This is a genomic window from Streptomyces sp. NPDC006208, assembly GCF_040613775.1.
Taxonomy (GTDB): Bacteria; Actinomycetota; Actinomycetes; order Streptomycetales; family Streptomycetaceae; genus Streptomyces.
Genome location: NZ_JBEXSW010000041.1, coordinates 21,965 through 46,081 on the forward strand (window position 1 = coordinate 21,965; position 24,117 = coordinate 46,081).

The 24,117-nt window shown below is 72.1% G+C and carries 22 protein-coding genes and 1 pseudogene; 9 read left to right on the forward strand and 14 right to left on the reverse strand.

The window, feature by feature from the left end:
- Positions 1 to 75: 75 nt before the first annotated feature.
- The 3 genes from ABZ208_RS28825 (at position 76) to ABZ208_RS28835 (ending at position 3,171) form a co-directional block, all read left to right on the forward strand.
- Positions 76 to 1,605 (forward strand): aldehyde dehydrogenase (NADP(+)), encoded by a 1,530-nt coding sequence (locus ABZ208_RS28825; protein WP_356912369.1) that lies wholly within the window; start codon positions 76 to 78, stop codon positions 1,603 to 1,605.
- 5 nt (positions 1,606 to 1,610) lie between these two features.
- Positions 1,611 to 2,219: a DUF1349 domain-containing protein gene (locus ABZ208_RS28830; protein WP_356912370.1), complete on the forward strand. Its 609-nt coding sequence runs from the start codon at positions 1,611 to 1,613 to the stop codon at positions 2,217 to 2,219.
- A 154-nt stretch (positions 2,220 to 2,373) separates the two neighbouring features.
- On the forward strand, positions 2,374 to 3,171 hold the full coding sequence (locus ABZ208_RS28835; RefSeq protein WP_356912371.1) for an LppX_LprAFG lipoprotein: 798 nt from the start codon (positions 2,374 to 2,376) through the stop codon (positions 3,169 to 3,171).
- Between the two features lie 185 nt (positions 3,172 to 3,356).
- Here the strand turns inward: ABZ208_RS28835 and ABZ208_RS28840 are convergent, their stop codons facing one another.
- Complete coding sequence (locus tag ABZ208_RS28840) at positions 3,357 to 3,725, reverse strand: helix-turn-helix domain-containing protein (protein ID WP_356912372.1); 369 nt, start codon at positions 3,723 to 3,725, stop codon at positions 3,357 to 3,359.
- A 249-nt stretch (positions 3,726 to 3,974) separates the two neighbouring features.
- Entirely contained in the window at positions 3,975 to 4,196 is a 222-nt protein-coding gene (locus tag ABZ208_RS28845) for a hypothetical protein (protein ID WP_356912373.1), read from the reverse strand.
- A 152-nt stretch (positions 4,197 to 4,348) separates the two neighbouring features.
- Here ABZ208_RS28845 and ABZ208_RS28850 point away from each other — a divergent pair, with 152 nt between their 5' ends.
- Both ABZ208_RS28850 and ABZ208_RS28855 read left to right on the forward strand, forming a co-directional pair.
- Entirely contained in the window at positions 4,349 to 5,062 is a 714-nt protein-coding gene (locus ABZ208_RS28850) for a DsbA family oxidoreductase (RefSeq protein WP_356912416.1), read from the forward strand.
- An 87-nt stretch (positions 5,063 to 5,149) separates the two neighbouring features.
- Positions 5,150 to 6,199: an aminotransferase class V-fold PLP-dependent enzyme gene (locus ABZ208_RS28855; RefSeq protein ID WP_356912374.1), complete on the forward strand. Its 1,050-nt coding sequence runs from the start codon at positions 5,150 to 5,152 to the stop codon at positions 6,197 to 6,199.
- Between the two features lie 272 nt (positions 6,200 to 6,471).
- Here the strand turns inward: ABZ208_RS28855 and ABZ208_RS28860 are convergent, their stop codons facing one another.
- On the reverse strand, positions 6,472 to 6,978 hold the full coding sequence (locus tag ABZ208_RS28860; protein ID WP_356912375.1) for a MarR family winged helix-turn-helix transcriptional regulator: 507 nt from the start codon (positions 6,976 to 6,978) through the stop codon (positions 6,472 to 6,474).
- Positions 6,979 to 7,161: 183 nt separating this feature from the next.
- On the opposite strand from ABZ208_RS28860, the gene ABZ208_RS28865 reads away from it, so the two are divergent.
- On the forward strand, positions 7,162 to 8,235 hold the full coding sequence (locus ABZ208_RS28865; protein WP_356912376.1) for an alkene reductase: 1,074 nt from the start codon (positions 7,162 to 7,164) through the stop codon (positions 8,233 to 8,235).
- Between the two features lie 72 nt (positions 8,236 to 8,307).
- Here the strand turns inward: ABZ208_RS28865 and thpD are convergent, their stop codons facing one another.
- From thpD to ectA, 4 genes are read right to left on the reverse strand one after another with little or no spacing between them, the layout of a single operon-like run.
- Positions 8,308 to 9,204 carry an ectoine hydroxylase gene (thpD, locus tag ABZ208_RS28870; RefSeq protein WP_356912377.1) on the reverse strand — a complete coding sequence of 299 codons (897 nt, stop codon included), beginning with the start codon at positions 9,202 to 9,204 and terminating at the stop codon, positions 8,308 to 8,310.
- A gap of 3 nt (positions 9,205 to 9,207) precedes the next feature.
- A complete protein-coding gene (locus ABZ208_RS28875; RefSeq protein WP_328402109.1) occupies positions 9,208 to 9,606 on the reverse strand; it encodes an ectoine synthase in 399 nt (132 codons plus the stop codon).
- 57 nt (positions 9,607 to 9,663) lie between these two features.
- Entirely contained in the window at positions 9,664 to 10,932 is a 1,269-nt protein-coding gene (ectB, locus tag ABZ208_RS28880; RefSeq protein ID WP_356912378.1) for a diaminobutyrate--2-oxoglutarate transaminase, read from the reverse strand.
- 37 nt (positions 10,933 to 10,969) lie between these two features.
- Complete coding sequence (ectA, locus tag ABZ208_RS28885; protein WP_328402113.1) at positions 10,970 to 11,473, reverse strand: diaminobutyrate acetyltransferase; 504 nt, start codon at positions 11,471 to 11,473, stop codon at positions 10,970 to 10,972.
- A gap of 431 nt (positions 11,474 to 11,904) precedes the next feature.
- Between ectA and ABZ208_RS28890 the strand changes: the two genes are divergently transcribed.
- Both ABZ208_RS28890 and ABZ208_RS28895 read left to right on the forward strand, forming a co-directional pair.
- Positions 11,905 to 12,990: an amidohydrolase family protein gene (locus ABZ208_RS28890; RefSeq protein WP_356912379.1), complete on the forward strand. Its 1,086-nt coding sequence runs from the start codon at positions 11,905 to 11,907 to the stop codon at positions 12,988 to 12,990.
- A 333-nt stretch (positions 12,991 to 13,323) separates the two neighbouring features.
- Positions 13,324 to 14,247, forward strand: coding sequence for an SCO1860 family LAETG-anchored protein (locus ABZ208_RS28895; protein ID WP_356912380.1), 924 nt, complete (start codon positions 13,324 to 13,326; stop codon positions 14,245 to 14,247).
- A gap of 147 nt (positions 14,248 to 14,394) precedes the next feature.
- Here the strand turns inward: ABZ208_RS28895 and cobC are convergent, their stop codons facing one another.
- Together cobC and ABZ208_RS28905 are read right to left on the reverse strand one after the other, a co-directional pair.
- Positions 14,395 to 15,480, reverse strand: a complete 1,086-nt coding sequence (cobC, locus tag ABZ208_RS28900) for an Rv2231c family pyridoxal phosphate-dependent protein CobC (protein WP_328402119.1) — start codon at positions 15,478 to 15,480, stop codon at positions 14,395 to 14,397.
- A 341-nt stretch (positions 15,481 to 15,821) separates the two neighbouring features.
- Positions 15,822 to 16,211: pseudogene (locus ABZ208_RS28905) on the reverse strand (cobalamin biosynthesis protein); the annotation flags it as partial.
- Between the two features lie 98 nt (positions 16,212 to 16,309).
- Here ABZ208_RS28905 and ABZ208_RS28910 point away from each other — a divergent pair.
- A complete protein-coding gene (locus ABZ208_RS28910; protein WP_328402120.1) occupies positions 16,310 to 17,029 on the forward strand; it encodes a ZIP family metal transporter in 720 nt (239 codons plus the stop codon).
- Positions 17,030 to 17,052: 23 nt separating this feature from the next.
- Here the strand turns inward: ABZ208_RS28910 and ABZ208_RS28915 are convergent, their stop codons facing one another.
- From ABZ208_RS28915 to ABZ208_RS28935, 5 genes are all read right to left on the reverse strand, one after another.
- Complete coding sequence (locus ABZ208_RS28915; RefSeq protein WP_356912381.1) at positions 17,053 to 18,396, reverse strand: cobyrinate a,c-diamide synthase; 1,344 nt, start codon at positions 18,394 to 18,396, stop codon at positions 17,053 to 17,055.
- Positions 18,390 to 18,998: a cob(I)yrinic acid a,c-diamide adenosyltransferase gene (gene cobO, locus ABZ208_RS28920; RefSeq protein ID WP_356912382.1), complete on the reverse strand. Its 609-nt coding sequence runs from the start codon at positions 18,996 to 18,998 to the stop codon at positions 18,390 to 18,392. The genes ABZ208_RS28915 and cobO overlap by 7 nt, the downstream gene beginning before the upstream one ends.
- Positions 18,998 to 21,361, reverse strand: a complete 2,364-nt coding sequence (locus ABZ208_RS28925; protein WP_356912383.1) for a putative cobaltochelatase — start codon at positions 21,359 to 21,361, stop codon at positions 18,998 to 19,000. The genes cobO and ABZ208_RS28925 overlap by 1 nt, the downstream gene beginning before the upstream one ends.
- A gap of 193 nt (positions 21,362 to 21,554) precedes the next feature.
- A complete protein-coding gene (locus ABZ208_RS28930; protein WP_356912384.1) occupies positions 21,555 to 23,078 on the reverse strand; it encodes a cobyric acid synthase in 1,524 nt (507 codons plus the stop codon).
- Complete coding sequence (locus ABZ208_RS28935) at positions 23,075 to 24,064, reverse strand: cobalamin biosynthesis protein (protein WP_356912385.1); 990 nt, start codon at positions 24,062 to 24,064, stop codon at positions 23,075 to 23,077. The genes ABZ208_RS28930 and ABZ208_RS28935 overlap by 4 nt, the downstream gene beginning before the upstream one ends.
- Positions 24,065 to 24,117: the final 53 nt, after the last annotated feature.

A 24,117-nucleotide genomic window follows, 5' to 3' on the forward strand; every position in this document is an offset into this window, starting at 1 on the left:
TCCGGTGGCTGGGCAGCGGACCGGGTCAGCAGACCCGGCGGTAGACATGGGCAGTGGACCTGGAAGGAAGCCGCGGTGGCAGCAGCACCAGTCTGGAGTGTCGACCCCCGTACCGGGAAGCCGCGGGAGCAGGTCGCCGTGGAGTCCACATCCGGGGAGGTCGACCGGGCCGTCCGCGCCGCGCACGCGGCCCGACCCGCGCTCGCCGACCGCGGCGCACGCGCACGCCTGCTGCGCACCGCCGCCGAGCTGCTCGAGGAAACACGCGACCATGTCATCGAGGCGGCCGACGCCGAGACCGCTCTCGGGCCGGTCCGGCTGAACGGCGAACTCGCCCGCACCGCCGCCCAGTTGCGCGCCTTCGCCGATGTCGTGGACGAGGGAGCCTTTCTCGACATCCGCATCGACCACGCGGATGCCGGCCGCACCCCGCCCTGGCCGGATCTGCGCCGCTACAAGGTCCCGCTCGGCGTCGTCGCCGTCTACGCGGCCAGTAACTTCCCCCTCGCCTTCTCGGTACCGGGCGGCGACACCGCCAGTGCCCTCGCGGCAGGCTGCCCCGTCGTGGTCAAGGCCCACCCCGACCATCCCGCCACCGCTGAACTGTGCGCCTCGGTCCTGCGCCGGGCCGCTCATCGGGCCGGACTGTCCGAGGACGTCGTGGTCCTCGTCCACGGCTTCGAGGCGGGCGTCGAACTCGTACGGCATCCGCTGGTCACGGCGGCCGGCTTCACAGGTTCCGTACGCGGCGGCCGCGCCCTGTTCGACGCCGCGGCCGCACGCCCCGCCCCCATCCCCTTCCACGGCGAACTGGGCTCGCTCAACCCCGTCGTGATCACCGAGGCCGCCGCAGAGGAGGCCGCCGAGCAGCTCGGCACCGGCCTCGCCGGCTCCATGACACTCGGCGAAGGCCAGTTCTGCACCAAGCCCGGCTTCGTCCTCGCCCCCGCAGGCGACGCGGGCGACCGGGTCGTCAAGGCCCTGACCGGCGCCATAAGCGAGACCGAACCCGGGGTGATGCTCGACCGCAGGATGCGCGACGCCTTCGTCACCGGGGTGCGCGCACGGGCCGCACTCGCGGACGTCGACGCACCCGTCACCCCAGGGGCGGGTGGGGACCACACCGTCAGCGCGGGGTTCCTCACCGTCCCGGCGCGGCTGCTGGCCGGGGCGGGAGACCACGATCTGCTGCTGGAGGAGTGCTTCGGCCCGGTCACCGTGGTCGCGCGCTACGACTCCTGCGCCGAGATCACCGCCGTACTCCGGCGTCTGACCGGCAATCTCACCGCCACCCTGCACCTCTCGGGCGCCGAGGCGGCGGGCGAGGGCCGCGGCGCCGAGCTGCTGGCCGAACTCACCCCGCTCGCCGGACGTGTCCTCGTCGGCGGCTGGCCCACCGGAGTCGCCGTCGCACCCGCCCAGCACCACGGCGGCCCCTACCCGGCCACCACCTCCACCTCCACCTCGGTCGGCGCCACCGCGATCGAGCGCTGGCTGCGCCCGGTCACCTACCAGACCACCCCTGCGGCACTGCTGCCGCCCGAGCTGCGCGACGACAACCCGCTCGGACTTCCGCGCCGCGTGGACGGGCGCCTGGAACACTGAACCGCATGGATGTGAAACTGCCCGAACTTCCCTTCCCTCTGCGGGCGTACGGGCCCGAGGCCGACTGGACGCACGAGGACGGCGTACTGACCGCCTGGGCCGGGCCCCGGCAGGACCGTTTCGTCCCTCCCACCGGCCACGCCCTGGACCCGGCCTCCGACGCGCCACGCCTGCTCGGCGCACCGGAGGGCGACTTCCAGCTGCTCGCCCGGGCCAAGGTCGGCTTCGCAACCGCCTTCGACGCCGGCGTGCTCTATGTGCACGTCGGTGAGAGGGAGTGGGCCAAACTCTGCCTGGAGCTGTCCCCGGACAGGCCCACCGTGTGCACGGTCGTCACCCGCGGTCACTCCGACGACGCCAATTCCTTCGTGGTGGAGGGCGACAGCGTGTGGCTGCGGGTCAGCCGCACCGGCAAGGCGTTCGCCTTCCACGCGTCGACCGACGGCGAGCAGTGGACCTTCGTGCGTATCTTCGCGCTGGGCGACGAGGAGCAGGCGGGCGCGGCACTGGTCGGATTCGGGGCCCAGTCGCCGGTGGGGGAGGGGTGTGTGGTGACCTTCGACCGCATCGAGTACCGCCCGAGCTGGCCTGCGGGGTTGCGCGACGGGTCCTGAGCAACGGCACGGTCCACCCCGCCCCTGACGGAAAATCGGAACTGCCCTGTGATCGCTCCCCGTTAGGATGGCAGCAGACACGGGGGACGGCTCGTGCCGCCGCAAGGGCGGGGATGCGCCGTTGAGAACACCGTGATTCCTCGGGGGAGACTCGTTGCGACGTTCCATCACGCTGCTCTGCGCTGCCGTACTGCTGTGCGCGGGCTGTTCAGGAGACCCGGACGAGGACGCCGCGGACGGTGCCGGAAAGTCGTCCGCCCCGGCCGCGGACCACGGGCGGGCGGTACGGACGGCGATCGCCGCGACGGGGCGGACCACCGCCCGGATCGAGAAAAAGATCGAGACGGGCGACGGCACCAAGACCTACACCATCACCGTGGCCGGCGGATTCGACCTGGCCGCGGACAAGGGCAGGCTCGCCGTCGACCTACCGGGCGGGGCCATCAGCCATCTCGACGAGGTCTTCGCGGACGGGAACGTCTACCTGCGAGGCGTGCAGGGGCTGGAGGACACGTGGGGGTCGATGCCCCGTGACAAGGCCGAGGGCCACTACATGCTGCGCGCGCCGCTCAACGATCCCGAGCACACACTGAAGCAGGTGGCCGCGATGCGCCGGGTCTCGAAGCTCGGCGACGAGAAGGTGAACGGCGTACCGGCCACGCACTACCGCGGCACGATCGACCATGCGACGCTCACGCTTCGACTGGCGAAGAGCGCGCGGAGCAAGGCCGACGAGATGCGCGATCTGCTCGGCAGCGAGATCCCCGTCTTCGCGGACGCGTGGGTCGACGGCGAGGGGCGGGCCGTACGCGTGCGCCTGTCGTTCACCAGCAGCGTCAAGTCCGAGGTGACGATGACCCTGTCGGACTTCGGCAAGCCGGTCACCGCGTCCGCCCCGCCGTCCTCCGAGGTCGTCCCGCTGACCGCGGTGAAGGGTGTACTTCCCGGCTGAGGCCTGGACCGGTCCGCCCCTGGGCGGCCGAGGACCTGGGCTGCCGCGCCGGACTCTCCCGGGCCGGGTTCGCACGCCGCTTCACGACACTCGTCGCCCGGCCCCGTGGGCGTACCCGACCTGGTGGCGGCCGGCGCCGCCGGGCCGCCTGCTGCGCGACCCGACGGGCGCAGGCCACAGGACCGTCAGGCCGAGCCTCGGGGTCGTCGAAGGCGTACGTCCGCGTCACCAGCCGCCCTCTGGGCATACGCACCAGGACCTGCTGCACGGTAGCCGTGTTCCTCGAGCTCCTTCAGTGCCGCCGTGATCCGGTCCCTGCCCTCGGGGAACCTCTCCGCCAGCGTCCTGATGTCCACCTGCGACCCGTCGGGCAGCGACAGGATGTACGTCGCGAGCCCGATCGCGGTCAGCGACAACTCGGCATGCTGCGCAAGGTGGTTGCCGGCGATCGTGTACCGGTCGGGCTGGTGCTCGCGCACCTGGATCACGCCGGTCGTCGTTTCGTGAACGACGGAAAGCGCGCGCGGGGGCGCGTTGAGCTGCTGCTCAGCCATCAGGGAAGCCTCAACTTCCTCGGGTGGTCAGGCCCTCGATCGGGATTGCGAGTCCCGGCCGGGTGCCGTCGCCTGTATGGGGTTGTCGTGCCGAGCCTGCTTCGCGAAGTGGCATATGCGCCAGCCCAGTTGGAGCAGATCACCCGTGTGGGTGACTCGCGCGGGTTTGGTCCGGTTGGTTGGTTCTCTACCGAGGGTTCTTTGGTCGGGATCTCCCGGAACCCCGCATCCCGGCTCTCCGGGTGCCGGTCACAGCGACGACGGATCGGGTTCCGCCCGGACCGTCCTGCAGGGAGGCAGCCCGGCGTTCACGCCCCACCGGTCCGCGAGCGCCCCGGCCGGCAGCAGCCTGCGTCCCGATTCCCCCTCCGCCGGGTCCCGGACGACCGGGACCCGGTCACCGCGCGACTGCGTCGAGGTCGCCACCACCCCGTCCGCCGCCCCCAGGTCCGTGATTCCGGGAACCCGCACGGACCCTGCATCGCGCCCGCCCCCGGTGCCTGGGCCGGTTCGTGCCGCACCTCACACTGCCGTCCGCGGCGGAATGACGCGGTCCCCGTGCGCGTTCACGCCATGGCGGAGGCGGCCTCCGCGCAACGGACGACCCTGGAGTGATGAAGAAGATGCGCGTCGAGATCTGGAGCGACATCGCATGTCCCTGGTGCTACATCGGGAAGGCACGCTTCGAGCAGGGACTCGCGGCATTCGCCCATCGCGACGACGTCGAGGTGGTCCACCGCTCCTTCGAGCTCGACCCCGGCCGGGCCAAGCACGACACAGCTCCGGTGGTCGAGATGCTGGCCAAGAAGTACGGCCGCACGCTCGACGAGGCGCGGGCCATGGAGGAGCACGTCGCCTCCAACGCGCGCTCCGAGGGACTGACGTACCGCACCGAGGGCCGTGATCACGGCAACACCTTCGACATCCACCGGCTGCTGCACCTGGCCAAGGCCCGTGGCCGCCAGGACCAGCTGCTGGACCTCGCCTACCGGGCGAATTTCGCGGAGGAGCGGTCCGTCTTCGACCCGGAGGTTCTGGTCACGCTCGCGGTGGAGGCCGGTCTGGACGAGCAGGAGGTCCGGGACGTTCTCGCCGACGAGACGGCGTACGCCGACGCGGTGCGCGCCGACGAGCGCGAGGCCGCGGAACTCGGCGCGACCGGGGTGCCCTTCTTCGTACTGGACCGCCGCTACGGGGTCTCGGGCGGCCAGCCCGCCGAGGTCTTCACCAAGGCACTGGAGCAGGCATGGCAGGGCCGGGTGATCACCCCGATCGGTACGGACGCGGCCGCCTGTGACGCCGACGGCGCGTGCGAGGTACCGCAGGCCACGGCCTGACGGCGGCGGACTGTTGAGCGGCGCTGAACAGTGGACCGCAGCAATTCGCGATTGACCCCGGGCGAGGCCGGACCGCAGGGTGATCTCATGACGATGCTTCAGGCACTGGTCGATGTCGAGTTCCCGCCCACGACGACGTATCTGAACACGGCGAGCTGCGGCCGGTTGCCGCGCCGGGCCGTGCGGGCGGTGAGCACCCTCGCCGAGGAGCTGGCCGCCGGGCGGCCCGGCGGCGCCGGCGACTACGCCGTGATGAACGCCGTACGCGGGTCCTTCGCCCGGATCGCCGGAGTGCACGAGGACCGGGTCGCCTGCGGCGGCTCGGTCGCGGTGCATGTGGGACTGATCGCGGCCTCGCTGCCACCTGGTGCGGAGGTCCTGTTCCCGGAGGGCGAGTACGCCTCCGTGATCACGCCGTTCGCCGTGCGCGGCGACCTCAAGCTGCGCTACGCGCCACTGGAGGCGCTGGCCGAGGCGGTACGGCCCGGCACCGCGCTGGTGGCCTTCTCGTCCGTGCAGTCGTCCGACGGCCGGGTCGCCGACCTGGCAGCGGTACGGGCGGCCGCGGCCGCGCACGGGGCTCGTACGCTCGTCGACGCCAGCCAGTCCGCGGGCTGGCTGCCGCTGGACGCGGGAGCGTGGGACTTCACGATCACCGGCGCGTTCAAATTCCTGCTCTGCCCGCGCGGTGTCTCCTTCCTGACCGTGACGGAGGAGGCGCAGAAGTCACTGCCGCCCCTTCATGCCGGGCCCTTCGCCGGCGAGAGCGAGACGCTGTACGGCCCGATCGAGGAGCTCGCGCACTCGGCCCGCCGCTACGACGAGTCCCCCGCCTACCTCGCGTACCACGCGGCCGGGCAGTCCCTGACGCTGCTGGAGGAGATCGGGATCGAGGCGGTCCACGCCCATGACACGGAGCTCGCCCGGCAGTTCAGGGCGGGACTCACGGATCTGGGGCACGAGCCGCTGCCGGGCGACTCGGCGATCGTCGCCGTACCGGGGCTCGGGGACCGCGTGCCCGAGCTGGCCCGCGCGGGCATCGTCGTGGCCCACCGCGCGGGCAACCTGCGCGCAGCGTTCCACCTCTACAACTCGGCGGCCGACGTGGACCGGGTCCTGGAGCGCCTGGCCGGCTAGGCACCGCGATCACGAGCGCAGCCGGCATCTTGCGACCCGCGTCAACGGCAGGCCGGACGTCGGGGAGCCCTTCTGTCCCCGGCGCTCCCCCTTGAGTGACCCCGCGCAAACGACGGCGGCCCGCACCCTTTGAGCAGGGTGCGGGCCGCGAAACCGGGCCGGGGGAGAGGCGTGTGGCCTTCTCCCTCCCGTCAGCCATCCGCTGTCTGGGGCTTGGCCAAGCGGCAGAGGTCGGACGACGAACGTGTCCGCCTGTGGCTTCCCCACGTACTTCAGCACTTCAGGTCGGGGCAGCCCGCAGTCTCCGTGCACAGACTTGCCTCGACCTTGCCCAGTAGCCGGGCCAGCTCCCGGCGCTCGTTCTCGTCGAGGCCGGCCAGTGTGTGCTGCTCCAGCTCCGTCCAGGCCGCCGACATGTCCGCGAGCAGCGCGCAGCTGCGTTCCGTCGCCTCGACGACGACGGCGCGGCGGTCGTCCGGGTCCGGGCGGCGACGTACGTGGCCGGTCTGCTCCAGGCGCTGGAGCATCTTGGTGACCGTCGAAGGATCGAGGTCCACAGCCTTGATCAGCTCGGACTGGCGCACGGGGCCCGCACCCCACAGCTGCATCATCAAGAACTCCTGGCCGGGGTAGAGGCCGAGGTCCTTGAGCAGCTTGCCGGCCGCGATCCGGTGGAGCCGCGCGACCCGGGAGAGTGCATGGCTGACCGGGCCGCCGCGGGCGGCATGGGGCAGGGCGTCGCAGACGGGGTCGCCCTGCGCCTGGGGTACGGCGGTCATCGTGACCTCCTCGGTCCTGTGGAGCAGCGGGTGGATCAGGTGAGGCCGGGGGCGTGCGGGCCGCTGCCCCAAGCTACTGCGATCAGCCCATCTCCACATTTTACCTTGGTCGGCCAATTAATGGGTTACAGTGGCTCCCGAGCCAATACTTGGCCGACCACATAAATCTTTCTGGGGGTTCCCATGACCACCGCATTCGACCCGATCCAGCTCGGCGGCAAGAAGCTCGCCAACCGCATCGCCATGGCCCCGATGACCCGCAGCCGCGCCCACGGCCCCGGCCTGTCACCGACCCCCTCGGTCGCCGAGTACTACGCCCAGCGCGCCTCGGCCGGCCTGATCATCACCGAGGGCATCCAGCCCTCCGTCGTCGGCCAGGGCTACCCCGACACCCCGGGCCTGCACAGCGACGAGCAGATCGCCGCGTGGCGCGAGGTCACCGACGCCGTGCACGCCGCCGGCGGCACGATCTTCGCCCAGATCATGCACGCGGGCCGGATCGGCCACCCCGTGCTGCTGCCGGACGGACTCGTCCCGGTCGCCCCTTCCGCCGTCGCCGCCGCGGGGCAGGTCTTCACGCACGAGGGCCCCAAGGACTTCATCACGCCGAAGGAGCTGACCGGCGAGGAGGTACGGGCGACGATCGCCGACTTCGCCGCCGCCGCCCGTAACGCCGTGGAGGCCGGCTTCGACGGCGTCGAGCTGCACGGTGCCAACGGCTACCTCATCCACCAGTTCCTGGCCCCCAACACCAACACCCGCACCGACGAGTGGGGCGGCACCGACGAGAACCGCATCCGCTTCGCCGTCGAGGTCACCAAGGCCGTCGCCGACGCGATCGGCGCGGAGCACACCGCGCTGCGGATCTCGCCGTCCAACCTGTACAACGACATCGACGAGCCCGAGCCCGGGGCCGTCTACACCGCGCTCGTCGACCAGCTCGAGCCGCTCGGCCTCGCCTATCTGCACATCCTCGAGGGCGCTCCGGAGCTGCGGGAACTCACCGTCGAGCTGCGCAAGCACTTCTCCGGCACGATCGTCCTCAACGCGGCGACGGACGGGCCGACCGGCCCCGGCGCGCTCGCCCTTATCGAGGACGGCATCGCCGACCTGGTCTCCTACGGCGTGATGTTCCTCGCCAACCCGGACCTTCCGGCGCGGCTCAGGGCCGGCGGTCCCTACAACACCCCGGACCCGGCCACGTTCTTCGGTGGAGACGACAAGGGGTACATCGACTACCCGGTGCTGACCGCCTGACGCGTCCTGGCATGCGGAAGGGGCCGGTCTCCTCGGGGGAGGACCGGCCCCTTCCGCATGGACGACTGCCTGTCACCGCACCGGGGTGAAGTCCCGGGCGCCGATGAACTCAGGGCGCGGCACCGGTGCCGCGAACGGCTCCACCGCCGTGTTCTCCACGCTGTTGAACACGATGAAGACATTGCTGCGCGGATACGGGGTGATGTTGTCCCCGGAGCCGTGCATGCAGTTGCAGTCGAACCAGGTGGCCGACCCTGCCCGGCCGGTGAACAGCCGGATCCCGTGCTCGTCCGCGAACGCGGTCAGCGCCTCGTCGGACGGCGTCCCGGCGTCCTGCATCTGCAGCGACTTCTTGTAGTTGTCCTTCGGCGTCTCGCCCGCGCAGCCCAGGAACGTCCGGTGCGACCCGGGCATGATCATCAGGCCGCCGTTGGTGTCGAGGTTCTCGGTCAGCGCGATCGAGACGGACACGGTGCGCATGTTCGGCAGTCCGTCCTCCGCATGCCAGGTCTCGAAGTCCGAGTGCCAGTAGAAGCCCGAAGCTCCGAAGCCCGGCTTGACGTTGATACGGGACTGGTGGACATAGACGTCAGAGCCGAGGATCTGCCGGGCCCTGCCCACCACCCGCTCGTCGCGCACCAGGGCCTCGAAGAGCTCGCTGAGCTTGTGCACCTCGAAGACCGACCGGACGTCCTGCGAGGTGGGCTCGATGATCGAGCGCTCGTCGGCCCGGATCTCCGGGTCGTTGACCAGTCTGTCCAGCTCGGCCCGGTAGACCGCCACCTCGTCCTCGCCGATGAGCTGGTCGACGGTGAGGAACCCGTCGCGCTCGAAGGCCATCAGGCCGGAGGTCTCGATCGGTCCCGGCGTGCCGGGCGCCGACCACACGACCGGGTCCCGGCGCGGAGTCGTCAGCTCCTGCGGGCCCCGGGTCGGGTACAGGTCGGTGCGTGCGGGTGCGGTGGTCATCTCTCAGCCCTCCTCGGTCAGCAGTGGGTAGACGCCGTTCTCGTCGTGGTCCTCCCGTCCGGTGACGGGCGGGTTGAAGACACAGACACAGCGGAAGTCGGTCTTGGGGCGCATGGTGTGGCGCTCATGGCCGTCCAGCAGATACATCGTTCCGGGCTCGATCCAGTGGGTCTCGCCCGTCTCGTCGTTGGTCAGCTCCGCCTCGCCCTCGACGCAGAGCACGGCCTCGATGTGGTTCGCGTACCACATCGACGTCTCCGTACCCGCGTACAGCACGGTCTCGTGCAGCGAGAAGCCGACCTTCTCCTTGGCGAGCACGATGCGCTTGCTCTCCCAGGTGCCGGAAGCGGCCTTCACATGGCGCTCGGTGTTCTCGATGTCCTTGAACGATCGGACGATCACGGTGGGTTGAAGCCTTTCTCGGTGTTGTCGGGCGGGTCAGCCGGTTCTGCGGGCGGGTCAGGCGGTCTCGCGGACCGAACGGGCCAGAATGCGCAGACCCTCGTCCAGCTCGTCCGAGGAGACGGTCAGCGGCGGCAGCAGCTTGACGACCTCGCTCTCCGGGCCGGAGGTCTCCAGCAGCAGACCCAGCTCGAAGGCGCGGGCGCAGACCGCCGAAGCGCGCTTCTTGTCCTCGAACTCCATGCCCCACACCAGGCCCCGGCCGCGGAAGCTCACGCCCTCGCCGCCCAGTTCGTCGACGATCGCGAGCAGCGCCCGCTCGACCTGCTCGCCGCGGGCGAGGGTCTGCTTCTCCATCTGGCCGTCGACCCAGTAGGTGTTGAGCGCGGCGGCGGCCGTGACGAAGGCGGGGTTGTTGCCGCGGAAGGTGCCGTTGTGCTCGCCCGGCTCCCAGATGTCGAGCTCCGGCTTGAACAGGCACAGCGACATGGGCAGTCCGTACCCGCTGATGGACTTCGACAGCGTGACGATGTCCGGGACGATGCCCGCCTCCTCGAAGGAGAAGAATCCGCCGGTGCGGCCGCAGCCCATCTGGATGTCGTCGACGATCAGCAGCATGTCCTGGCGGTGGCACAGCTCCTGGAGCGCGCGCAGCCACTCGGCACGGGCGACGTTGATGCCGCCCTCGCCCTGGACCGTCTCGACGATGACGGCGGCCGGCTTGTTGAGCCCGGAGCCCTGGTCCTCGAGGAGGCGCTCGAACCACAGGAAGTCCGGGACCTGGCCGTCGAAGTAGTTGTCGAACGGCATCGGGGTGCCGTGCACCAGCGGGATACCGGCGCCGGCCCGCTTGAAGGCGTTGCCGGTCACGGCGAGCGAGCCGAGCGACATGCCGTGGAAGGCGTTGGTGAACGACACGACCGACTCGCGGCCCTTCACCTTGCGGGCCAGTTTCAGCGCGGACTCGACCGCGTTGGTACCGGTCGGGCCCGGGAACATGACCTTGTACGGCAGATCACGCGGCCGCAGCACCACGTTCTGGAACGACTCCAGGAACGCGCGCTTCGCGGTGGTGGCCATGTCCAGGCCGTGCGTGATGCCGTCGCGCTCGATGTAGTCGATCAGCGCGCGTTTCAGCACCGGGTTGTTGTGCCCGTAGTTGAGTGATCCGGCACCGGCGAAGAAGTCGAGGTAGGTGTGTCCGTCCTCGTCGTGGAGGTAGCTGCCCTGCGCGCGGTCGAACACGGCCGGCCAGCCGCGGCAGTAGCTGCGCACCTCCGACTCCAGGGTCTCGAAGACACTCAGGGCGGGCGGGGTGATGGTCACAGCGTTCTCTCCTGGGTGGGGGGTGTCGGATCCGGGATCAGGCGTTGACGGGGCCGATGCGGTAGAGCACCTCCGGCAGGTGCGTTCCCTCGGGGAACAGCACTCCGTCGAAGAGGACTTCGCGGCTCAGCGGTGCCTTGTGACGCTCGGCGTACGAACGGAACAGCCGGTCGGAGGCGGTGTTGTCCGGGGTGACGGTCGTCTCGACCGTGTGCACGCCCCGGTCGGCGAGGCGCGCGGTGAGCGCGTCGAGCAGCACCCCGGCCAGTCCCTGACCACGGTGCTCGCGGTCGACGGCGACCTGCCAGACGAGCAGGGTGTGCGGGCGCTCCGGCCGGATGTAACCGGTGACGAACGCGATCGGCTCGCCGTCGGCGCCGCGGGCGACCAGGGAGGTCGCAGCGAAGTCGCGGCACCACAGCAGATAGCTGTACGAGGAATTGAGGTCCAACACCTCGGAGTCGCGGGCAATGCGCCAGATCGCGGCTCCGTCCTCCACTCGCGGGCTGTCCAGAACAATGGCTGCTTGTGCGGCGGTCATGGGGATTGAATTTACCGAGCAAATTTCAAAATTGCATCGGGGGAAGGGGTTGGACGGACTGCCTCTGTGTGTTATCGCGCAGGCGCGAGAGCCGTGGTCGGGTGTCGCTCAGTCGCACCGTTCTGCCCGGATATTTCTGTGCGAAATGGACTCCGTGTGGTGTCTGTCACATGGCGGTAATCACATTGACACGTGCCGGAATCGTCGCGCCGATCCATGCGGATTCTTGTGTTTAGGGGCGGAGAACCGGGGCAGCAGAAAGCGGGGAGCTGTTCACGTGAATTCACTCCCCGCATTTACGGAATTCGCATCCCTGCCGTCGACAGGATACGTGGTGAATTCCTGTCGGCCGCGCTTCGGCCCGGGGACCCCGGGCGCCCGGTGTCAGGGCCCCCGGCAGAGACTGCCGAGCGCCTCGTACAGTGCTCGACATGAGCGATCACGCGGTGCTGCATGTGAAGGGACGGGTGCTCGTCGGACCCCACGAGGCGCGGGACGAGCTGTGGGTCGTGGACGGCCGGATCTCGTACGAACGCCCGCGTGCCGAAGCCGTCACCGTACGCGGCTGGGCCCTGCCCGGACTGGTCGACGCCCACTGCCATGTCGGGCTCGACCATCACGGCGCCGTCGACGCGGCGACCAGCGAGAAGCAGGCGGTCACCGACCGGGACGCCGGCACGCTGCTGCTGCGCGACGCCGGGTCCCCCTCCGACACGCGCTGGATCGACGACCGTGACGATCTGCCGAAGATCATCAGGGCAGGCCGGCACATCGCCCGCACCCGCCGCTACATCCGCAACTACGCCCACGAGATCGAGCCCGAGGACCTGGTCGCCCATGTCGCCCGGGAGGCCGGGCGCGGCGACGGCTGGGTCAAGCTGGTCGGCGACTGGATCGACCGCGAGGCGGGAGACCTGACGCCGTGCTGGCCGCGCGAGGCGGTCGAGGCGGCGATCGCCGAGGCGCACCGGCTGGGCGCGCGGGTGACCGCGCACTGCTTCGCCGAGGACTCGCTGCGTGACCTCGTCGAGGCGGGCATCGACTGCATCGAGCACGCGACGGGGCTCACCGAGGAGACCATCCCGCTCTTCGCGGAGCGCGGCGTCGCCATCGTGCCGACGCTGGTCAACATCGCCACCTTCCCGGACCTCGCGGCCGGCGGACAGGACAAGTTCCCCCGGTGGTCGGCCCATATGAAGCGGCTGTACGAGCGCCGCTACGACACCGTGCGGTCGGCGTACGACGCGGGTCTCCCTGTCTTCGTCGGCACGGACGCGGGCGGTTCGCTGGCGCACGGCCTGGTGGCCGCCGAGGTGGCGGAACTGGTCAAGGCGGGCATCCCGCCGCTCCAGGCGCTGTCGGCGACCACCTGGGGCGCCCGCGCGTGGCTGGGCCGCCCGGCACTGGAAGAGGGCGCTCCGGCGGACCTCGTGGTCTACGACGACGACCCGCGCATGGACGTCAGGGCGCTGGCCGGGCCACGGCGGGTGATCCTGAACGGCCGGGTGATCGGCTGACCGGGGCGGGGTGTTCACGCCGTTGACCGGGCGTGACCCTGCTGTGGTGCCGCTCGTTGAAACACTTTTCCCGAGGGGGTGGCGGGCAGGCGCGCACTCCGGCGCGGACCACCCCGGACACCCCCTCAGGGGCTCACCCGTGATGCTCAGGGGAACGCCTGTACCGCGCGAATCGAATACGCGTACCGAAACCCCACTTTAAGGTGAACTCACGCCAGGTGTCAGTCAGTTCACTCTCAGTGCGTAAAGATTCCGGTGTCTCGGTCACCGCCGTCCCACACGTCCCTGTGGCACGGCCGGCGACGCCGCGTCTCCTGTGGGGGTTCGACCACCTTGAACAGCAACACCTCGCGCATTCCTGTCCGCCGCGGCGCCGCGGCCGCGGCCGCCGCCGCGCTGGTCATCGGACCCGTCGCCGTGGCCGCCCCGGCGCACGCCACCGGCGGCGAGGGGCGGGCGAGCGCGGTCGTGCTCCGTACGGCCCTCGATGTGTCCCTTGCCGACAAGACGGTCGATGTCCCGCTCAAGGCGACGCTCAACGAGGTACAGGCCCCCGAGAGTGCCGGGAAGACGGCCCTGAGCGTGCGGTTGGACAGTGTGGAGGGGAGCAGGCCCGTCCAGCTGCTGCGCGCGGACGTGGCGACGGCCAAGGCGAGCGCGGACCGGCAGGTGGCCGAGGCACACAGCAATCTGGCCCATGCGAAGCTGCATGTGCCCGGGCTGCCGCTGCTCTCCCTGATCGAGGTCGAGAAGGTCACCTCGACCGCGGTCTGCGAGGCCGGCCGGCAACCGGTGGCCACTTCGAACGTGCTCGGCAAGGTGACCGTGCTCGGCAAGAAGGTCACGCTCTCCGCCGGCGGCCCCACCAGGGTCGAGGTGCCGCAAGTCGGCGAGGTGAGCCTCGAACTGTCCCGGACGCGGACCACCTCCCGTACCGCTGCAGCCACGGCGCTCGAGCTCAAGGTGTCGGTGAACCCCCTTGAGCTGAACGTCGCCGAGGTCACCGGCACGGTCACCCTCGCCGAGGCCGGCTGCGTATCGCCCGACGCCCCCGCCGAGGAGACACCGGCCGCCGAGCAGCCCTCGCAGGAGCCGGCCAAGGACGTGCAGGTGCAGTCCGGCGAGGAGCCGGCCAAGGAGAACCTCGCCGAGACCGGAGGCACTTCGGCGACCCCGTATCTCGCGGGCGGTGCCGCCCTGCTGCTCGCGGCGGGCGCCTCCGCGACGGTGCTGACCCGCGTCCGCGCCCGGCGCTGACCCGGGGCAGCCGCAGGCGTCGGGCCCTCGCGGGAGGGGAGGGCCCGGCGCCCGCGCGCACGTGGTGCGTTCACGAGCGACGGATCGTCGGCGACGTCCTCGCCCGGCGCCCGCGCGTACGCGGCGCGTCACCGGAAGTCCGTCGCGTCAGTGGCCGACCATCGACAGCGCCTGGTCCAGGGCCTGCAGAAAGCGGTTCGTCGTCGCCCGGTCGCGTACCGCCAGCCGCAGCCAGTCCCCGTCCAGCCCCGGGAAGGTGTCTCCCCGCCGCGCCGCGAACCCGAGCCCGCGCAGCCGCTCGCGCACCTCGGCGCCGCGCCGCACCCGTACGAGCACGAACGGCCCCCGGGCCGCCTCCACCACCCGTACCTCGTCGAACTCGGCCAGACCCGCCAGCAGATGGGCGCGCTCCGTCGCGATGCAGTGCGCGGCCAGTTCGGCCTCCGCCAGCGCATCGTGCCCCATGCACGCCTCGGCCGCGGCCAGCGCGGGCGTGGAGACCGGCCACAGCGGCTGCGCCCGCTCCAGCGCCGTGACCGTCGAGGGCTCCGCGAGCACATAGCCGATGCGCAGACCGGCCAGTCCCCAGGTCTTGGTGAGGCTGCGCAGCACCACCAGGCCCGGCACATCCGTCCGGCCCGCCAGAGTCTCGCTCTCGCCCGGCACCGCGTCCATGAACGCCTCGTCCACCACCAGCACCCGCCCGGGACGGGCCAGCCGGGCGATGTCGTCCGCGGGATGCAGCACGGACGTGGGATTGGTCGGATTGCCGACCACCACCAGGTCCGCCTCCTCGGGCACAGCCTTCGGATCCAGCCGGAACCCGTCCTCCTCGCGCAGCAGCAGCCGTTCCACCGTGTGTCCGGCGTCCAGCAGTGCCGCCTCCGGCTCGGTGAACTGCGGGTGCACCACCAGCGGGTTGCGGACCTCCAGCCCCCGCGCGAGCAGCACGAACGCCTCCGCCGCACCGGCCGTCAGCAGCACCCGCTCCGCGGGCAGACCGTGCCGCTCGGCGACCGCCGCCCGGGCCGGGCGCCCGTCGGGATAGGCCGCGAGCGAGCCCAGCGAACCCGCGATGCGTTCACGCAGCCAGGCGGGCGGGGTGTTGGTGCGGACATTGACGGCGAGATCGACCAGGCCCAGTGCCCCGTCCCGTACCTCGGCGTCGCCGTGGTGGCGCAGATCGTGTCCATCCGTGCAGGCGGGTCTGGTGGGGCTGGGTGGGCTCGTCATGGCGGTCTCCTGGGTGTGGGGGCGGGTGAGCACGGAGCACTCACGGGCGCAACCGTGCCCTCGGAGGGCGGCCCGGCGGCTCAGGCGGCCCTCACGACGGTCATCATGTCCGGTGCGGCTTGATCCAGTCCCGTCCATAACCGGCCCCGACCGGAATCGAACAGTCGCAAGGGGCGGTACGGGTCCTGGGGAGCGGACGCCGTCCCCGCCAGCGGGCCGTGAGTCCCCTTCCCGCCGTACTGACCCGTGGGACAGGACGAGTCGGCGGAGCGGTGCGGGGCCGGTGAAAGCGACTGGTCCGAGACGGTGTTCGGCTCCCGGCGCGGCGGCTGCGGAACCCCACGGCGCGCCACCGCACAGGTAGCCCCCGCCGGCCTGCCCACCGGGCTCGACTTCCGCTTGGGCACCACCAGTTCGCCGCCGCCCGCGAGCGCCGAGGCCTCCGCGACCGACGCCGATCCGACCGCGCCCAGAGCCGCGCCCGAGGGGTTGGGCACCGCGATCCCGGCCAGCCGCGCGGCGCTGTACGTCACCAGCGGCACACCCAGCCGCTCCGCCGCGCCCACGATCCCCGGCTCCCGGCCCTTCGTGTCGACGCTCGCCAACTCGACGACGTCCATGGCCGAAAGACCCGCCTCGGCCAGCGTCGCGATGACCAGTTCCAGCACTTCGCCGACCGGCACGCCCCGCGACGCGCCGACCCCGACGACATGGCGGGCGGCATCGGACATGGGCGGGGCTCCTCTCGGGTCAACACGGCGACAGGGAAGGCTTGTACCGGCGATGGGCTGATGTGCGGCAGGCCGGGTCAATCGGCTAGCAAGGGCGCATGGCGGTGTTCGTCGCGCTCGGCGCGTTTGTGATGACGCTGTTCGGCGGCTGGACGGCCGGCCGGGTCACCGACCGCCGGCACCTGGTCCTCGGCCTCGCCGGCGGACTGATGCTCGGCGTGGTCGGTCTCGACCTGCTGCCCGAGGCGATTCAGGCGGCGGGGCGGCCGGTGTTCGGCGTGCCGCAGGCCCTGTTGCTGTTCGTCGGCGGCTTTCTCGCGGCCCACCTGGTGGAACGGCTGCTGGCCGTACGGCAGGCGGCACACGGCCTGGAGCACCGGGTGCCCCAGGTCGGGCTGACGGCGGCCGCGGCGATGGTCGCGCACAGCCTGATGGACGGCATCGCGCTCGGCGCCGCGTTCCAGGTCGGCGGCGGGATGGGCGCGACCGTGGCGCTCGCCGTCATCACCCACGACTTCGCCGACGGCTTCAACACGTACACGATCACCAGCCTGTACGGGAACACCCGGCGCAAGGCGGTCGTGATGCTGATCGCCGACGCACTCGCCCCCGTCGTGGGAGCGGCGTCCACCGTGCTGTTCACACTTCCGGAGGAACTTCTCGGCAGCTACCTCGGATTCTTCGGCGGCGCGCTGCTCTACCTTGCCGCCGCCGAGATCCTGCCCGAGGCACACCACGAACACCCCGCCCGCTCCACGCTGCTGTGCACGGCGGGCGGCGTGGGCTTCGTCTGGCTGGTGGTCGGCCTCGCCGAGTGAAGGCCCGGCCGCGACGTCGGCGCTCACCCCGCGCAGGCCTCGACGAACCGGTCGGCGATCCGGGGCTGCGAGGCCCAGTGCGTGTGCAGATAGCTGGCGTGCACGCCCCGCTGCACAAAGCCCTCGACACGGCGCTCCGGGCGCACCATGCCCCACGCGGGCACCGGCCCGGCGCCCGGCTCCAGCACCGTGCGGTGGAACTCATGGCCCCGCAGGCGGGTGCCCGCCGCGGCCAGCGGGCTGTCGGCGACCGCGACGGCCTCCCGGTAGCCGAGCGTCAGCCGCCCCGACATCCGCGCATCGGCGTCCAGCACACCGCACATGGGCCTGCCGTCCAACGAGCGGGCCAGATAGAGCAGTCCCGCGCACTCCGCGGCGACCGGCGCACCGGAGTGCGCCAGCTCGGCGACCGCCTTGCGCAGCGGCTCGTTGGCGGACAGCTCGGGCGCGTACACCTCGGGGAAACCGCCGCCGATGACCAGACCGGCCGTCCCCTGCGGGAGCTGCTCGTCCCGCAGCGGGTCGAACGTCACCACTTCGGCGCCCGCGGCCGCGAGCAGCTCCACATGCTCGGCGTACGAGAACGTGAACGCTGCCCCGCCCGCGACGGCGACGACCGGCCGCCGGCCGCCGGGCGCCCGCTCGGGTACCGGCGCCCATGGTGCGTCCGGCAGCGGGGGAGCGGAACGCGCCAGCGCCAGCAGCCCTTCCATGTCGCAGCCCGCCCGCACCTGCTGCGCCATGGCGGCCACCGCATCGAGCGCCTCGGCGCGGCGCTCGGCGACAGGCACCAGACCCAGATGGCGGGAGGGGGTGCCGACCCGGTCCGCACGCCGCAACGCCCCCAGCACCGGGACGCCCGACTCCTCCAGTGCCTCCCGCAGCAGCGCCTCGTGCCGGTCCGAGCCCACCTTGTTGAGGATCACCCCGCCGAGGCGCACCTGCGGATCCCACGACGCGAAACCGTGCACCAGCGCCGCCACCGAACGGGACTGCGACGACGCGTCCACGACCAGCACCACGGGTGCGCGCAGCAGCTTGGCGATCTGCGCGGTGGACGCCAGCTCCCCCTGCCCCGAGGCGCCGTCGTACAGACCCATCACGCCCTCGACCACGGCCAGGTCGCAGCCCGCCGCGCCATGGGCGAACAGCGGGGTGACGAGCTCCGTGCCGCACAGATACGCGTCGAGATTGCGGCCCGGCCGGCCCGCCGCGAGCGTGTGATAGCCGGGGTCGATGTAGTCGGGACCGACCTTGTGCGGGGACACGGCGAGACCCGCCTGCACGAAGGCCGCCATCAGGCCTGTCGCGACCGTGGTCTTGCCGCTGCCCGACGCCGGGGCGGCGATGACGAGACGTGCTACCACTCGATGCCCCGCTGGCCCTTCTGACCGGCGTCCATCGGGTGCTTGACCTTGGACATGTCGGTGACGAGGTCGGCGAAGTCGATCAGCTTCTCGGGGGCGTTGCGGCCGGTGATGACCACGTGCTGGGTGCCGGGACGGTTCCGCAGTACCTCGATCACCTCGTCGGTGTCGATCCAGCCCCAGTGCAGGGGGTACGCGAACTCGTCGAGCACGTACAGCTTGTGCGTCTCGGCGGCGAGGTCCCGCTTGACCTGCTCCCAGCCCTCACGGGCCTTGTCTTCGTTGGACTGCTCGCCCTCGGCGGGGGCGCGCTGGATCCATGACCAGCCCTCGCCCATCTTGTGCCAGGCGACGGTGCCGCCCTCGCCGCTCGCGCCGAGGACCTTCAGCGCGTTCTCCTCGCCCACCTTCCACTTCGCGGACTTCACGAACTGGAACACCCCGACCGGCCACCCCTGGTTCCAGGCGCGCAGCGCCAGCCCGAACGCGGCGGTCGACTTGCCCTTGCCGATGCCGGTGTGGACGAACACGAGCGGGCGGTTGCGGCGCTGGCGGGTGGTGAGCCCGTCGTCCGGTACGACGGACGGCTGTCCCTGTGGCATTAAGCGGCCCTCCTGCTGGTTGCTTGAACGCTGCGAACGTCCTTCACGAGCCCGGCGATCGAATCGGCGCGCAGCTCGTCGAGCGTGACGGCGGTGCCGCCGAGTTCCCCGGCGAGCGTGCCGGCCAGTCCGAGCCTTACGTGCCCGGCCTCGCAGTCCACGACGACGGCGGCGGTCCCGTCGGCGGCATGCAGGCGCGCGGCCCGCAGCGCGAGAGCGAACGCGTCGCCGTGCTGCCCGGCGCCGGTGGCGGCCCGCCGGGTGACCCGGTCACGCCCGGTCACGCCGGCCGCCGGTCCTCGCTCCCCGTGGGCGGGCAGCAGGCCGCCGAGGCCTGCCGCTGCCGCGAGCGGGTCCACGCCTCCCGGTCCGCCGGGCATCGCTCCCGCAGGTCCGGCCGACAGGCCGGCGAATGCCGCGAGCCCGTTGCCGCCGCCGACGGCGAGCGCGTCCGTGCCCGTGACGCCGGTCGGCAGCCCCGGTGCACCGAGGCCGACGCCGGCCGCCGCTGTGCCTGCGGCGACGCGCGTACGCCCCCCGGCACCCGCCGACGCCGTGGCCCGGCCGTCCGTCACCACCACCAGCAACGGGCGGCGGGACGGGTCCCGCAGGCGCTCGATGCGCAGGACGTCGTGTGCCTTCAGCAGGCCCGCCGCGAGCGGGGTGCGGCCGCCCGTGGGGAGAAGCTCCAGGCGCGCCGCGGCCGCGTCCACCGACGACGTCGGCGGCAGCGCCAGTTCCGCTTCCTTTCCGCGGAAGGTGATCAGACCGACCTTGTCGCGCCGCTGGTAGGCGTCCAGCAGCAGCGACAGCACCGCGCCCTTCACCGCGCTCATCCGCTGTCGCGCCGCCATCGACCCCGACGCGTCCACCACGAACAGCACCAGGTTCCCCTCACGCCCCTCGCGGGTCGCCTGCCGCAGGTCGTCACGGCGGACCAGCAGGCCGGGACCGCTGCGCCCGCGCGCCCGCTGATGGGGAGCGGCGGCCTGCACCGTCGCCGCCAGATGCAGCTTGGTGAGCGCGCCTTGGGGCCGGCGGGCGCCGGTCGTGCGGCCGTGCTCCGTACGCGCCCGTGAGCGGCGCCCGGCCGCGCCCTCCCCGAGGCCCGGCACACTCAGCACCTTCGTGCGGAACGGTTCCGCGGCGCGTACGGGCTGCTGCTCACCGCTCCCGGCACCGGGGAGCGGGGCGGGAGCGTCCGCGTCCGCAGGGTCCGCGGGCGGCGGCTCGGTCGCCGCCGGTGCGTCCGGGCCGCTGCTCTGCGGGGGCAGCCCGCCGCCACCGTCCGGGCCGTCTCCGTCCGGACCGGGGTCCGGATCGGGCTCCGGATCCGGGTCGGGCTCGTCCTCGCCGAACTGCTCGAGCGCTTCGTCGAGCTTGTCCTCGTCGAGGCCCGGTGCGTCGAACGGAGCCCGCCGCCTGCGGTGCGGCAGCGCCAGCAGCGCCGCCTGGCGAACGTCCTCCTCCGCGACCTCCGTACGCCCCGCCCACGCGGCCAGCGCCGTCGCCGTCCGGGCCATCACGATGTCCGCGCGCATGCCGTCCACCTCGAACGCCGCACAGGTCGCCGCGATCTGACGCAGCACCACATCACCGAGCCGCACGGTGGGCAGCAGCTCCCGTGCGGCCACGATGCGGGAGCGCAGCGCCGCCTCCTCGTCCGCCCAGCGCGCCGCGAAGGCGGCGGAGTCGTCGTCGTACGCGAGCCTGCGCCGCACGACCTCCACCCGCTGGTCCGGGTCCCGCGACGCGGCGACCTCCACCGTCAGTCCGAACCGGTCCAGCAACTGCGGCCGCAGCTCGCCCTCTTCGGGGTTCATGGTCCCGACGAGGAGGAAGCGCGAGGCGTGCCGTACGGAGACGCCTTCACGCTCCACGTACGAGGCGCCCATCGCAGCCGCGTCCAGCAGAAGGTCGACCAGATGGTCATGGAGCAGATTGACTTCGTCGACGTACAGGATCCCGCGGTGCGCGCCGGCCAGCAGGCCGGGCTCGAAAGCCTTCACGCCGTCCGCCAGCGCCCGCTCGATGTCCAGCGCACCGACGAGCCGGTCCTCCGACGCGCCGACCGGCAGCTCGACCATCGCTGTCGGCCTTCTCGCCCCCGATCCGACCTCGTGAGGCCCGTCAGGGCAGGTGAGGTCGGGCGCAGCCGGGTCGCAGGAGAAGCGGCAGCCGCTGACGACGTCCATGGGAGGCAGCAGTGCTGTGAGCCCGCGCACGATCGTCGACTTCGCGGTGCCCTTCTCGCCGCGGACGAGTACACCGCCGATGGCCGGTGAGACGGCGTTGAGCAGCAGACTCAGCCGCATGTCGTCCATGCCGACGACTGCGGTGAACGGGTAAGGGACCGATGCCATTAACGAGTACCCCCTTCGAGGGACGTGCTGTGATCGGGCGTGTCAGGGGTGCCGCGCCGGGAGACGGCGAGGCAGTGGCGCGGATGTGCCCGGGACGGTGAAGAGCACGGCCGTACGGGCTCGGCGTTGCCCGCGAATGCCGGGACACCGCGAACGGGGGCGGCGCCCCCGGGACGCATGGCCCGCCCCCGCCTCACGGCGCACCCGGCGCAATGAACGGCAGCCCGGCCGGGGGGCCCTGGTCGATCAGCCGCAGCAGCGCGTCCGTGTCGGCATGCTCCTCGATCAGGTCGCCGAGCCGGTCCAGTTGTTCCTCGCGCAGCGAGCCGAAGCTCGTGTCGGGCGCGGGCACGAACCGACGCCCCGCCGCCGCGGCCACGTCCCGCAGGAACGCCCGCCGGAAAGCGTCACTCTCCAGCGAACCGTGCCAGTGGGTGCCCCACACGGATCCCACCCGGCACCCGTCCAAGAAGGGTTCGCCGCCGAGGACTTCGGCGACTCCGTGGTGGATCTCGTACCCCTCGACCCGTTCGCCGAGCGCCTCGCCCACCGGCCTGGCCAGGGTCTTCCCGGGCGCGAACCGCACCCGTACCGGCAGCAGTCCGAGCCCCTCGACCTCCCCGGCCTTCGACTCGACGTCGTCCTCGATGCGTTCACCCAGCGCCTGGAAACCGCCGCAGATGCCGAGCACCGGCTGGCCCTCCGCCGCGCGCCGCACGATCGCGTCGGCGAGCCCCCGCTCACGCAGCCAGCCGAGCGCCTTCACCGTCCCGCGCGTGCCGGGCACCACCACGAGATCGGCGTCGACGAGCTCCTCGGCACGGTCCACGAACCGCACCACCACGCCCGGTTCAGCCGCCAGCGCGTCCACGTCCGTGAAGTTGGACATCAACGGCACCGCGCACACGGCGACCCGGAGCACGTCCTCGCCGACCGGCGGTGCGACCACCGACTCGCGCACGGCGCCCCGCAGGGACACCCGCAGCCCGTCCTCCTCGTCGATGCCGAGCCCGTGCGCGTACGGCAGCACACCGAACGTCCGCCGCCCGGTCAGCCCGAGCAGCATGTCCAGGCCGGGCTCCAGAAGGGTCACATCACCGCGGAACTTGTTCACCAGATAGCCCGCGATCAGCTCCTGGTCCTCCGGCGCCAAAAGCGCCGTCGTACCGAAGAACTGCGCGAACACCCCGCCCCGGTCGATGTCCCCGACCACCAGCACCGGCAGCCGGGCCGCCCGCGCGATGCCCATGTTCACGATGTCCGTGCGCCGCAGATTGATCTCGGCCGGGCTGCCCGCCCCCTCGCAGATCACGGCGTCATACGTGCCCCGCAGCTCCTCCAGGCACGCCATGACGGGCTCGAACAGCTCGCGCTGCCTGCCTCCGTGGTAGCCGCGGGCGCTCAGCTCGCCGACCGGCTTGCCCATCAGCACCACCTGGCTGGAGCGGTCGCTGCCAGGCTTCAGGAGTACCGGGTTCATCAGCGCGCTGGGCTCCACGCGCGCGGCCTGGGCCTGCATGGCCTGGGCCCGCCCGATCTCCGCCCCCTCGCGGGTCACGAACGAATTGAGCGACATGTTCTGGCCCTTGAAGGGCGCGACCTTCACGCCCTGCCGCACCAGCCACCGGCAGATACCGGCGGTGACGACACTCTTGCCCGCGTCCGACGTGGTGCCCGCGACCAGCAGGCCCCCGCCTCTGTGTGCGCTCCCGCTCATCCCCGCCCCTTCCCGGCACCGCGGCGCCCCGCCCTCTCGGCGCGGGCGGCCCGCACCGCTCCGTACGCCAGGCGGACGCCCGCGCCCACTGCGAGGGCCAGCACACCGACCCGTCGCGACAGCCGCACCGCCCGCTCGATGTCCGCGAACTCCACCGGCCGCCCGGAGCCGCCCAGCACCGGACGGTGCTCGGTCCGGCCGCCGTACGACAGGGTCCCGCCCAGCCGTACGCCGAGCGCCCCGGCGAACGCCGCCTCGACCGGGCCGGCGTTGGGGCTCGGATGCTTCGCGGCGTCGGCCCGCCATGCCCGCACGGCTCCGCGCGGATCGCCGCCGGCGGCGACCGCGAGCCCGGCGGTGAGCCGTGCCCCCGGCCAGCCGACCAGATCGTCCAGGCGCGCCGACGCCCACCCGAACCTGAGGTACCGCGGCGACTTGTGCCCCACCATCGCGTCCAGGGTGTTCACCGCCCGGAAGCCCACCAGACCCGGCACTCCCGCGAGCGCGCCCCACACCAGGGCGCCGACGACCGCGTCGGAGGTGTTCTCGGCCACGGATTCGACCACGGCACGGGCGATCTGTTGCTCGTCCAGGGAATGGGGGTCGCGTCCGCACAGATGCGGCAGCCGCTCGCGCGCGACCTCGACGTCCCCGGCGGCGAGCGCGCCCCCGATGGCGCGCGCCTCGCGGCCGAGCGTGGTGCCGCCCACGACGGCCCAGGTGGCGGCGGCGGTCAGGGCGACGGACGCGGCACGGGAACGGCGCGCGGCCCGGGCGGCCAGCGCGCCCACGGCGACGGCACCTCCGGCGCACACCGCGGTGTGCAGCGCGCCGCGTCCCCGGTGGTCACGCCACAGGACACGTTCGACGGCGCCCACGGCGCGCCCGAAGGCGGCGACGGGGTGTCCCCGGCGGGGATCGCCGAGCAGCAGATCGACGACGAGGCCCGCGGTGGCGCCGTACACGAATACACGGTCGGCACGCATGGGTTCAGCGACCCCTTGCGCTGTGGATCTGCCCGCGGAGGGACCGGTCGGAC